Below are 11755 nucleotides of genomic sequence, written 5' to 3'. Positions count from 1 at the left end.
TTTAATTAGTCCTTAGTTAGGATTAATTAAAAAACCGGCAAGTTTTCCCGCCGGACTTCGACAACGCAAGATTGCCACCGGAGTTAACGATGAACGGGATAGACTATTTTGTCATGGCGCTGTACGCGCTGATGATTGTGATGACCACGCTGTGGGCCATGCGGCGCGTGGGTAACACCAGGGATTTTTTTGCAGCCGGGGGCAAAATGCCCTGGTGGCTTTCAGGGATTTCACACCATATGTCAGGATACAGCGCGGCGGTTTTTGTCGCCTACGCCGCTGTGGCCTATAAGTACGGGCTGACTATTTATTTCTGGTGGGCGTTCCCGATTTCAATTGCGGTTTTCTTCGGGTCACTCATTTTTGCGCCACGCTGGGCGCGACTGCGCATTCATATGAATATCGAATCGCCAATGGAATATCTCGCTACACGATATAACGTGCCGACGCAGCAGATTCTGGCGTGGAGCGGGGTGTTTCTGAAAACCTTCGACGTGGGCGCTAAATGGGCGGCGATCGCCATTATCATTAATGTGTTTACAGGGCTGGATCCGCTGGTCGGGATCGCGATTTCCGGGGTGTTGTGCCTGTTTTATACCGTGCTCGGCGGCTTATGGGCCGACGCCTGTAACGACTTCGGGCAGTTTATCGTCCAGTTTATTGCCGCGGTTGTGATGGTGGTGGCCGTGGCCTTTCATCTGGGCGGATTCAGCAACCTGCTGACCATCTGGGACCGGCTCCCCGCAGGTCATACGGACATTGTGGCCGGGCCGTATTCGATGGGCTTTATTCTGGCGTATTTCGTTATTTATACCCTGAGCTACAACGGCGGCACCTGGAATTTAGCGCAGCGTTTTATCGCCTCTCCGCGCGGAAAGGATGCCCGCAAAGCGGCGTTGCTGTCTTCCGCGCTGTATCTGGTCTGGCCGCTGATTTTGTTCTATCCGATGTGGGCCGCACCGTTGTTATTCCCGGATATCGCCGACCCCTCTCAGTCTTATTCCATCATGGCGATGCAGTTGCTGCCCAACGGCCTGATCGGGCTGGTTCTGGTGGCGATGTTTACGCACACGTTGTCGATGACGTCTTCGGATTCCAACGCGATCACGGCCGTCGTCACCCGCGATATTTTGCCGGTATTGCTGCCGAAACGCTTTGGTCAGGGACAATCTTCGCTGCTGGTGGCGCGCGTCACGGTGGTGTTGTTTATCCTCACCACGTTGCTGATTGCCGTAAATGCCAGCCGTTTTGGCGGCGTGTTGTCGCTGCTGATTGTCTGGTTCGGCGGGCTGGTCGGGCCGATTTCTATCCCGATGCTGCTGGGGCTGTTGCCGTGGTTCCGTAAATGCGGATCGGCGGCGGCGATTACGTCATGGGCAGCCGGCGTTTCGGCCTTCTTCCTGGTGAAATTCGTCGTTCCGGACATGAGTACGGCTCAGGTCGTCGCCATACCGGTGCTGTTATCACTGGCGGTCTTTGTCCTTGGCGGTTTACTTCGCCGCCGCCCGGTCAGCGCAGAGGTTGATGTATTACTGAATGCGCTTAATCAGGATCAGGCAGAGGAGTTGTCTGCGCCGGAAGTCGCTTCCGCTTATCAGACCGAATCCCGGTAACCAGAATCACGTTAAATAAATAACAAAGCAGGTTTTACTATGACATCACCACTGTACGTTACGCAGGCGGGACGCCTGAATGTTGAAGTCTTCACCCGTCGCGAAGACATGGGGCAAGCCGCTGCCCGCGATGCGGCGCTACATTTGCGGCAACGTCTTCAGCAACAGGCGCGCGTGCGGATGATTTTCGCCGCCGCGCCGTCACAGAATGAGTTCCTGGCGCATCTGGCGCAGGCCGCAGATATTGACTGGGCGCGGGTGGACGCGTTTCACATGGACGAATATGTCGGGTTGCCGGAAAATTCTCCGGCGCTATTCAGCCATTATCTGACGGAGCATCTGTTCGATATCGTCAGGCCGGGCGCGGTTTACAAAATTCCGGCGGCGGGTGAACCGGTGCAAAACTGCGCGGAATATGCCCGCCTGCTGCAACAGGCTCCGGTGGATATGGTCTGTCTGGGAATCGGGGAGAACGGGCATTTAGCTTTTAACGATCCGCCGGTGGCGAATTTTGACGATCCGCTGCCCATGAAAATCGTTGAGCTGGATGGGGTATGCCGTCAGCAACAGGTGAACGATGGTTGCTTTCCGTCGCTGAATGATGTGCCGGTGCATGCACTGACGCTGACAATCCCGACGCTGATGGCGGCGGCACGATTATTTTGCATGGTACCCGGCAAGAATAAGCATCAGGCGATTAAGCAGACCCTGGCCGCGCCGCCGTCGGCGGCCTGTCCGGCGACGGTGCTTCGCACGCATCCGGCCTGCACGTTGTATACCGATATCGCGGGTTTCGGGGAGTTAGCGGATGAGTGAAATCACGTTACGCGGCAGGGATTATCGTACACAACAGCCGGTTGAGATTGTGGCGCATAACGGCAATATCAGCCAGATTCGCCCGGTAACGGGTGGTGAAAATCTGCCGCTGATCGCACCGGGTCTGGTGGATTTACAGGTCAATGGTTACGGTGGCGCTGACTTTAACAGTTTTCCTTTCAGCGTCGGTTCCGTTAAGCAGGTGGTGCAGGCGCTGTGGCAGCAGGGCGTAACGACGTTTATGCCGACGGTGATCACCAACGGCGCGGATGAAATTACGGAAATGGTCAGCACGCTGGCGGCGGCTTGCCGCGAGTTTCCGTCCGTCGGGGCATCGGTTGCCGGTATTCATCTGGAAGGCCCTTTTTTATCCGCGCAGGACGGCCCGCGCGGCGCACATAACCAAGCGCATATTCAGGCCCCTGATTATGCTTTATTTCAGCGCTGGCAGACGGCGGCGGACGGACGGATCCGCCTGATCACTCTGTCGCCGGAATGGCCAAATGCGGACGGTTTTATTCGCCAGTGTGTCGCGGATAATGTGGTGGTATCCATCGGCCATACCGCCGCCAGCGCAGAACAAATTGCCTCGGCGGTGAAAGCGGGCGCGCAGATGTCGACGCATCTGGGGAACGGTGCGCATCTGACGTTGCCGCGGCATCCGAACTACATCTGGGAGCAGCTGGCCCAGGATGATCTGTGGTGCGCGATGATTGCCGACGGCGAACACCTGCCGCTCTCCGTGCTGAAAACCTTTATACGGGCTAAAAATGGCAGGGCGCTGCTGGTCAGTGATGTCACCAGCCACGCCGGAATGCCGCCGGGACATTATCATTCGCATATCGGCGGGGATGTGGTGCTGAGCCCTGAAGGACGGCTGTCGATGGCGAACAATCCGGCGCTGCTGGCCGGTTCGGTTCAGGGGCTGTTATACGGCGTCAACACGCTGCTAAAAAATGGCATCGTTCCGCTGCCGGAAGCGGTTCAGATGGCGTCAGTCCGGCCAGCTTCCCGGCTGAATCTTCCGGTCGCTCAGGGGCTTATTCCCGGTGCACCGCTGGATGCCATTCTTCTGCGCGAGGATGAAAGTCACGCACTCCGGCTGCTGGCGACGTACAAAAACGGGGCGGAAGTCTGGCGGGGTGAATAGGTTGACGGGCGGATCCTCAGTCATGTAATAATGCGACGCTACGGTGTAACGCGATGGAAAGTCATGACATGAAAGACTCAGGCAAAGGACCCGCGCTGCTGCGCCAGTACAATGAAAAGCGTGTACTGGCTTATCTTCGCCAGCAGAAAATCAGCTCCCGTCTGGATATTTCCCGGGCGCTGGCGTTAAGTAAAAACACCATTTCCCTGATTGTTGATGACCTGCTGGCGCTGGGCTACGTGGAAGAACAGGGCGTGGCGCAGACCAGCAGTATCGGACGTCCGAAAATTCACATTGCGCTGAACCCGTCGTCAATCAAAGCCGCAGGCATCATGATCGAGCGCCAGCGTCTTCACTGGATGGTTTGTGATTATTTCTCGCAGACCATTGATGAAAAAACCTTTTCCCTCGACACCTCCCAACCGCAGTCCGTGTTGGCGGAAATCATGCGCCATTGTCAGCAGCTACAGCAGGCGTGGCCCGGTCTGGCCGGCATTGGTGTCGGTTTTCCCGGCATCATCGACCATCAGCAGGGCATTTTGCATGTGTCCTCGCATCTGGGCTGGGGCGAAGTCAACCTGCAACCTTTACTGACCTGTGCAGATAACGTGCCGGTCAGCGTCTGGAATAACGTCAAAGCGGCGGCGCTGATTGCCCGCGAAGGCGAAAGCGCCAATGACAATGACGCCCGTTTTTATCTGCGAATTGGCGAAGGGATTGGCGGCGCGCTGTTAACCGGACATGGCGTATATTCCGGCGGAAGCTGGACGGCGGGCGAGGTCGGCCATTTAGCGGTACTGCCTGACGGGCCGTTATGTTCATGCGGTCAGCGGGGCTGTCTGGAATCCCTGATCGGCCTTTCGGCCATCAACCGGCAACTGGAACAGCGTCAGCCGGGGCTGAACTGGGATAACCGCCAGCAGTCGGCTGAAATTGTGAATGAGGTGATGTCGCAGGCAGGGCAACTTCTGGGTAAAGCGCTGAGCCAGATTATTCATTTAATGAATCCGAAAACGTTGCTGATTGATTGCCCCTATAACGTTCATCCTTTATTTGTTGAAAATACGCTGGCCGCAGCGCAGCAATTTACGCTGACGTTTCCGTTCAGTCGCACGCAAATCACCTTTGTTACCGAACGGTTCAATCCCGCGCGTGGCCTGGCGCTGGCGATGTTCCGGCGTTTTGAATCCGTCTCCCTCACGTAATCCCTTCAGACACCAAACCGCCGACAGCGGCTGCGCCTGGCAACCGGCGTGCCGTAAGATAATCGCTTACATTTAGTGGCAAAAAAGCGGCTAAATTCATATCGCCGAAAATTCTGTAATGTTATACGGTTACGCTCGGTTAATTCGACACGAACTGGCGCACAGCCAGCATGGCGGATTATTTTTTCTCCTTTGCCGGAGCGGACATGATTCTAAATAAAGCATCCGGAACGGACGATGCCAGCAAGCTGCTGCGCTTTCAGTCCGCCGCTTCCCACACGCGCTGGCTGAGCGGGCTGATCCACGCCGTGATGGTGATCAGCAGCGTGTTGTATCTGATATTGCTGATGTTGTATCTGGTCACGCCGGAGTCGGTCTGGCCGTGGGTGGTCGGGAATATCATGGCGGCGATGTGGGTTTGCGCTGCCTCGCTGCAATGCGCCCGGCGCATTACCCGCTGGCGCGAGCAACACTTTGCCTCCCGTAACGGCCTGGCCGGGCCGCAAATTCCCCCCGGATTTTCTCAGCGTCTGGCCTCCCGCGCGTGGATGCGCCCGCTATTACGCTATGTCGATGCGCACGTTTTCTTTCAGGCACTTCCCGCATTAGCCGCTTTGCTGCTCATCGCGCTGCTGTGGCAGTTGCCGTTACCGGTCAATGAAACCGGGAATACGGGCTATTTCGCCGGTTCTTTCTTTATTCTTTGCGCCTTCGCCGTGCTGGTGCTTGAGCGTCACTGGACGTTAAAAAATCCGCAGGAATGGCCGGAAGCGGCAAAACTGGCACCGCTGATGCGCATGTTAATTGGCGTCTTTTTGCTGACGGCGCTGGCCCTGATGTTTGCGCGAGGAACCGCGGTATGGCCCGCACACCTGCTGGTGCTCACCGGATTGTTACCGGCGCTGGTGGCGCTGGAGCTTTTCCTGCGGGCGCTGATCGCGGTATTTTCACCGCCGCGAGAAGACAAAGAGCCGGAGTTTATTGCCGGCAGCCTGCTGGCGGCGCAACTCTGCTGGCCGCCGCGTCCGCTACAATTTGTGCAAAACGAACTGCATCAGCACTTTGGTATCGATCTCCGCCAGATTTGGGCGCTCCGCTTTATGCGTCGCGCGCTGTTGCCGCTCGGCGCAATCCTCCTGCTGACCGGCTGGCTGCTGACGGGAATCAGCGAGGTACCGCTGACCCAGCGCGGGATCTATGAATCCTTCGGCAAACCGGTGGCCGTCAGACAGCCCGGTTTACATGCCGGGCTGCCGTGGCCTTTTGGCCGCACGCTGATGGTGGATAACGGCGAAGTGCATGAACTCACCACGGGTTCAGAAGAACCGCTAACCGCCACACCCGCCGCGGTGGCAGACACAGCTGAAGGTCCCGCGCCGGAAAGCGCGAACCGGTTATGGGATTCCGGCCACAGCAGCGACAAATCACAAATCATCGCCAGCGCAGCGAATGACCGGCAAAGTTTTCAAATCATGAATATGGACGTCCGCTTCGTGTACCGCATCGCCATGAATGATGACGCGGCGATGGCGAGCCTGTATCACACCGAAAATATGCCGGTGCTGATCCGCAGTATTGCCAATCAGGTGCTGGTGCATGATTTCTCCTCGCGCACGCTCGACAGCCTGCTGGGCAGCGATCAGACCCGTCTGGCCGGAGATATCGGGCAAAAAGTGCAGGCGCAGCTTGATCATCTCAACAGCGGGGTGGAACTGCTGGCGACGGTGATCGAGTCGATCCATCCGCCTGCGGGGGCGGCGGACGCTTATCACGGCGTGCAGGCGGCACAAATTCTGGCGCAAAGTGCGATTGCCGGTGAGAAAGGTCAGGCCGCACAGCAGCTGAATGCCGCGCAGCAATTTGCCGGGCTGGCGCAGGATGCGGCCACCGCACAAAGCCATGAAAATCTGGATCAGGCGCAGGTCATGGCGCTCTCCTTTAACGCCGAAAATCAGGCGTATCAGACCGGAGGACAGGCGTTCCTGACCGAACGCTATTTCAGCCGTCTGACGCTGGCCATGCAGCAACATCCGAAGGTGTTGATTGTCGATCATCGCATGGGGGGCGGGACGCCGCCGGTGCTGGATCTGAGAAATTTTACCCTGCCATTTACGCCCGGAGCGGATAAAGCGGCGCATTCTGTCAAAGCGGAGACTACCCGGTGAGTGATTCCCAACAACCTGAAGGCCACGGACACGATCACGACGCGCACCACGGGCATCATCACGGTGCCGGTCATCACCATCATTATTCCGGCCCCGCGGCGCCCAAACTCTGGCGACGGGTCACGATTGCCACCGTCCTGGTGGCGCTGATTGCCGCCACGGCCTGTCTGGTGCAGGTGCGTTCCGGCGAAGCCATGGTGATCACGCGCTTTGGCAATCCGGTGCGCGTACTGTTGCAACCGGGGCTGGCGTGGCATCTGCCGGTTCCGCTGGAAACGGCGATCCCGGTGGATTTGCGTATCCGTACCACTTCCAGCGGTTTGCAGGATGTTGGCACGCGCGACGGGCTGCGGATCATCGTTCAGGCTTATACCGTCTGGCAGGTGAAAAACGATCCTCAGCACGTGCAGCGTTTTATCCGCGCGGTACAAAATCAGCCGGATATGGCGGCTGCGCAGATACGGACGTTTATCGGCTCGGCGCTGGAAACGACCACCAGCGGTTTTGCGCTGGCTGACCTGGTGAACACCGACGCCAGCAAAATCCGGCTTTCCGGTTTTGAGCAACATCTGCATGACCAGATCGCCCGCCAGCTGCTCGACAGCTACGGCATCGAACTGGTGCAGGTTGGCGTTGAGCGGCTGACGCTGCCGTCAGTGACCTTAGATGCCACCGTTGACCGCATGCGGGCTGAGCGGGAAACCATTGCTACCGAGCGCTCTGCCGAAGGCAAGCGTCAGGCGGCTGAAATCCGGTCTTCCGCTGAACGTGACGCCCGCGTTATTAAGGCGGATGCCTCAGTCAATGCGGCCAATATCGAAGCGCAGGCACAGGTGCAGAGTGCGGCAATCTACGCCAGGGCCCGCGCCGGTAATCCTGAACTCTACGATCTGCTGCGCTCGCTCGACACGCTGAGCAGCGTCATCACGCCGGGCACGCAACTGGTGCTGGGCACCGATGCGGCACCGTTCCGCCAGCTGGTCGAAGGCCCGCCGGCATTACCCGCTGCCCCGGCTAACGGAACGCGCCCATGAATCCGTTATCCCGTTTTCAGGGAAATGCGTGGTTTCAGGCGGGGCGTCTGGCGTATCTGGCGCTGTTCGCCATGACGCTGATTGCTGCGGCGAGCTGGCTGTTTTCCAACGTCCGGCAGATAGAGCCGGACAAGCGCGCGGTGGTGATGCGGTTTGGTGCCGTTTCGCGCACGGCGGGAGCCGGGCTGTTGCTGGCATGGCCGGAACCGCTGGAACAGGTTGAAATCTTACCCGCGGCCGATCGGGTGATCGAACATCATGTCACCGCCTTGCTGAGAACCGACATTGTGCCCGCATGGAACAATACCGGTGGCGAGAAAAGTGATGCCGTCGCCGGTGCGGGATATTTACTGACCGGAGATTCCGGCGTGGTTCAGCTGGATGTACAGGTGTACTACGTGATAACCGATCCGGTGGCATTTGTGCTGCAAGGCGAACACGTGTTACCGGCGCTTGACCGTTTAACCGGGCATGCGGCGGTGGCGATTTGTGCCTCACGGGATCTCGACACCATTCTGGTCGCCCGGCCGGAAATAGCTGGCAACGGCAGCAATATCGCCGAACGCCGCGAACGGCTGCGCGGCGATTTGCGTCAGGGCATAAATCAGCAACTGGCGGCGCTGAGCGCGGGCGGGAGCAGTACCGGTATCGAAGTCCGCCGCGTTGACGTGCAGTCGTCCCTGCCTCCGGCAGCAGTGGATGCGTTCAATGCGGTGCTGACGGCCAGCCAGCAGGCGGATCAAAACATCGCCAGCGCCAGTAATGAGGCGGCGCGTGTTCATCAGGACGCCGTTCAGTCGGCAGACCGCGCTTTACAGGTTTCCCATGCCAGAGCCAGCGAGCAGATTGCCCGCGCGTCCACCGATACCGCGACCATAGTGCAGCTGGCCGGCGACCATTCGCCGGAATTGCTGTGGCGTTTGTGGCGTGAACGGATGCCTGCGATCCTCGCGCATGCCGGCAGCGTCACTGCTGTTGATCCCCACGACGACGCGCATCTGATCCTGCCGGGGCCAGACCGTCCGACATCTCAACCCTGAGGTATTGCTTCCGTGACTTCTTTTTCCTCTGAAGAACCGCACACGTCGCCCGCAAAAAGCGTGCTGTTAACGCGCCATGAACAGCGAAATATGGCGGTGCAGCTTTTGCTGGCGATGGCCGCATTTGGTCTGTTGCTGTGCGGCTGGCTCTGGCAGTGGCTGTATCCGCAGCAAAGCGACGTCGGGCAAATTCTGTTTGGCGTGGCGTCACTGCTGGTCGCGGTGCCGGTGCTGCGTTCGGCAATTTACAGCTTACGCAGCCCCAGTCTGCACGGCGTGACCGATCAGCTGATTGCCATCGCGATGCTGGGGGCGTGGGCAACCGGCGACCTGATGACCGCCGCATTGCTGCCGGGCATTATGATTTTTGGTCATATTCTGGAAGAGCGTAGCGTGATCGGTTCGCAGGAAGCCATTGACGCGCTGAGCCATCTGACGCGCAGCCGCGCCCGGCGGATTTTGCCTGACGGTGAAATTGAAGAAATCGATAACCACCAGCTGCGAACCGGCGACCGGGTTGAAGTCCGCGCTGGTGACCGGTTGCCCGCCGATGGCCGTGTGTTATCCGGCAGCGCCAGTCTGGATACTGCGCCGATCACCGGCGAATCCGTGCCACAGGAAGCCCGCGCAGGCGATGACGTTTTCGGCGGGGCCATTAATCTCGACGGATTACTCAACGTTGAAGTCACGCGCACCGGCGCGGACGCCACGCTGGGTAAAGTGATTGCGCTGATGCAAAAAGCCGAACACGCCAAACCGCCGATCACCCGTTTGCTCGAACGCTATGCCGGGCAATATCTGGTGCTTATTTTACTGATTGCCGCCGCGACCTGGTTTATCACGCGTGATGCCCATGCCATGCTGGCGGTACTGGTGGCGGCCTGTCCGTGCGCGCTGGTGCTTTCCGCGCCCGCCACGGCCATTGCCGGGATCGCGGTGGCGGCGCGTCACGGGATCCTGATCCGCAGCTCCGCATTTCTGGAAGAACTGGCGGACCTGAACGCCATCGTGGTCGATAAAACCGGCACGCTGACGCACGGTGAACTGCATTTGCAGCGCACGGTGCTGGCCGCAGAGGCGTCTTCGGATGCGGTGTTCCGGCTGGCGGCCAGTTTGGGTGCGGCGAGCAGCCATCCGGTCAGCCGTGCGCTGGCAAAATTACTGCCGCGTGAACAATATTTACCGCTGGACGACGTGTCAGAACAGCAGGGCATGGGCGTGCGTGCGCGTACCGCACAGGGCGATGCGCTGTTAGGGCGCCCGGCATTTTTCAGCCAGAACAATATCCCGGTGAATGACGAACCTGAACACGACGGGCCGCTGGTCGGGCTGGCACTTAACGGGCGTTTTCTCGGCTGGCTAATGCTGGCCGATTCGCTCAGGCCGGAGGCGCAAACGGCGCTGGCTGAACTGCGTCAGCTTGGGCTGCAAAGACAACTTTTGCTGACCGGCGATCGCGCCAGCGTAGCCAACCGTATTGCCGGAGAACTGGGCATCAGTGATGTCGTTGCGCAGGCGTTACCGGAAGATAAACTGCATCAGGTTTCAGCCGAAATCGCACAAGGGTTCCGGCCAATGGTGGTCGGGGACGGTATCAATGATTCTCTGGCGTTAAAAGCGGGCGTGGTGGGCATTGCAATGGGGGCGGGTGGCAGCGATATTGCGCTGGCTTCCGCCGACGTGGTGCTGATCGGCAGCGATCTGCGGCGTCTCGGGACTTGCGTTCGGCTGAGCCGTGCCTGCCGTAAGACGCTCAAAATCAATGTTTTCATCGGGCTGGGCTGGACGCTGGTAGTGATGGCAGCGGCGGCTATGGGGTTACTCGGCGTGGCCGGTGTACTGATTGCCGCTTTATTGCATAACCTGAGTACCTTGCTGGTGCTGGGCAATGCCGGACGCTTACTGCGGTTTGACGAGCCCCTGTAAGTCAGTCAGTGAAAATTAAAACGGGCGCAAAAGTTGCGCCCGTCAGCAGGAATAGCGGTCAGCCTGCGCGGATTAAAGTTCGGCTTTAAACGTGTGCAGACGACGCATGGTTTTTTCCAAACCGTCTTTCATCAGCAATTCAGTGCAGCGCAGTGATTCATCAATCGCATCATCAATCAGCTTCTGTTCACTGGCTGGCGGCTTGCCCAGGACAAATCCCACCACTTTGCTTTTATCGCCCGGATGGCCGATGCCAATGCGCAGACGGTAGAAATTCGGATTACCGCCGAATTTGCTTTGAATATCTTTCAGGCCATTGTGGCCGCCGTTGCCGCCGCCAAGCTTAATTTTCGCCATGCCCGGCGGGATATCCAGTTCATCGTGCGCGACCAGAATTTCGTCCGGCTCAATGCGGTAGAACTGCGCCATCGCCAGAACGGCTTTACCGCTCAGGTTCATGAAGGTGGTCGGCACCAGCAAACGAACGTCCTGACCTGCCAGGGATAAACGCGCGGTATAGCCAAAAAACTTACTTTCTTCTTTTAACTGCTGGTTGTGCTGGCGGGCCAGAAGATCAACATACCAGGCGCCCGCGTTGTGGCGGGTTTGGGCATATTCGGCTCCGGGATTGGCCAGCCCGACGATCAATTTAATGCTGCTCACGGTTTTCGCTTCTTAATCGGGTGAGGTTTAGCGGGGTAGTTTACCTGTCCGTTTTCGCTGTGCCAAATATCCGGCCACGTTATTCCGTTAAATGGGGTCGTTTCTGAATAGTTTCCAAAGTTAATTATTAACTCTCCGAATGT

9 protein-coding genes are annotated in these 11755 nt (G+C 58.4%); 8 read left to right on the top strand and 1 reads right to left on the bottom strand.

All coding sequences use genetic code 11. The features are described 5' to 3' along the window. The first annotated feature begins 89 nt into the window (after positions 1-89). The 8 genes from M2403_RS06830 to M2403_RS06795 all read left to right on the top strand — a co-directional run bounded on the left by M2403_RS06830 (position 90) and on the right by M2403_RS06795 (position 10949). Complete coding sequence (locus M2403_RS06830; protein ID WP_259228800.1) at positions 90-1613, top strand: sodium:solute symporter family protein; 1524 nt, start codon at positions 90-92, stop codon at positions 1611-1613. 39 nt (positions 1614-1652) lie between these two features. Continuing rightward, entirely contained in the window at positions 1653-2429 is a 777-nt protein-coding gene (locus M2403_RS06825; RefSeq protein WP_259228799.1) for a 6-phosphogluconolactonase, read from the top strand. Further along, positions 2422-3579, top strand: a complete 1158-nt coding sequence (locus M2403_RS06820; RefSeq protein WP_259228798.1) for an N-acetylglucosamine-6-phosphate deacetylase — start codon at positions 2422-2424, stop codon at positions 3577-3579. The genes M2403_RS06825 and M2403_RS06820 overlap by 8 nt, the downstream gene beginning before the upstream one ends. Before the next feature lie 68 nt (positions 3580-3647). After that, complete coding sequence (locus tag M2403_RS06815) at positions 3648-4784, top strand: ROK family protein (protein WP_152326301.1); 1137 nt, start codon at positions 3648-3650, stop codon at positions 4782-4784. Between the two features lie 206 nt (positions 4785-4990). Beyond that, complete coding sequence (locus M2403_RS06810; RefSeq protein ID WP_259228797.1) at positions 4991-6949, top strand: SPFH domain-containing protein; 1959 nt, start codon at positions 4991-4993, stop codon at positions 6947-6949. After that, positions 6946-7983, top strand: coding sequence for a protease modulator HflC (gene hflC / locus M2403_RS06805; RefSeq protein WP_152326299.1), 1038 nt, complete (start codon positions 6946-6948; stop codon positions 7981-7983). The genes M2403_RS06810 and hflC overlap by 4 nt, the downstream gene beginning before the upstream one ends. Continuing rightward, entirely contained in the window at positions 7980-9023 is a 1044-nt protein-coding gene (hflK, locus tag M2403_RS06800; protein ID WP_165057617.1) for a protease modulator HflK, read from the top strand. Before hflC ends, hflK begins: the two co-directional genes overlap by 4 nt. A gap of 12 nt (positions 9024-9035) precedes the next feature. Continuing rightward, positions 9036-10949, top strand: coding sequence for a cation-translocating P-type ATPase (locus tag M2403_RS06795; RefSeq protein ID WP_259228796.1), 1914 nt, complete (start codon positions 9036-9038; stop codon positions 10947-10949). 72 nt (positions 10950-11021) lie between these two features. Here M2403_RS06795 and pth read toward each other — a convergent pair whose 3' ends face one another. Further along, a complete protein-coding gene (gene pth / locus M2403_RS06790; RefSeq protein WP_192938081.1) occupies positions 11022-11612 on the bottom strand; it encodes an aminoacyl-tRNA hydrolase in 591 nt (196 codons plus the stop codon). Positions 11613-11755 lie beyond the last annotated feature (143 nt).

This window comes from Rahnella sp. BIGb0603, from assembly GCF_024808755.1.
Classification (GTDB): Bacteria; Pseudomonadota; Gammaproteobacteria; order Enterobacterales; family Enterobacteriaceae; genus Rahnella; species Rahnella contaminans.
The sequence above is the reverse complement of the archived record's forward strand: the minus strand, read 5'-3'. Positions and strand labels throughout refer to the sequence as shown.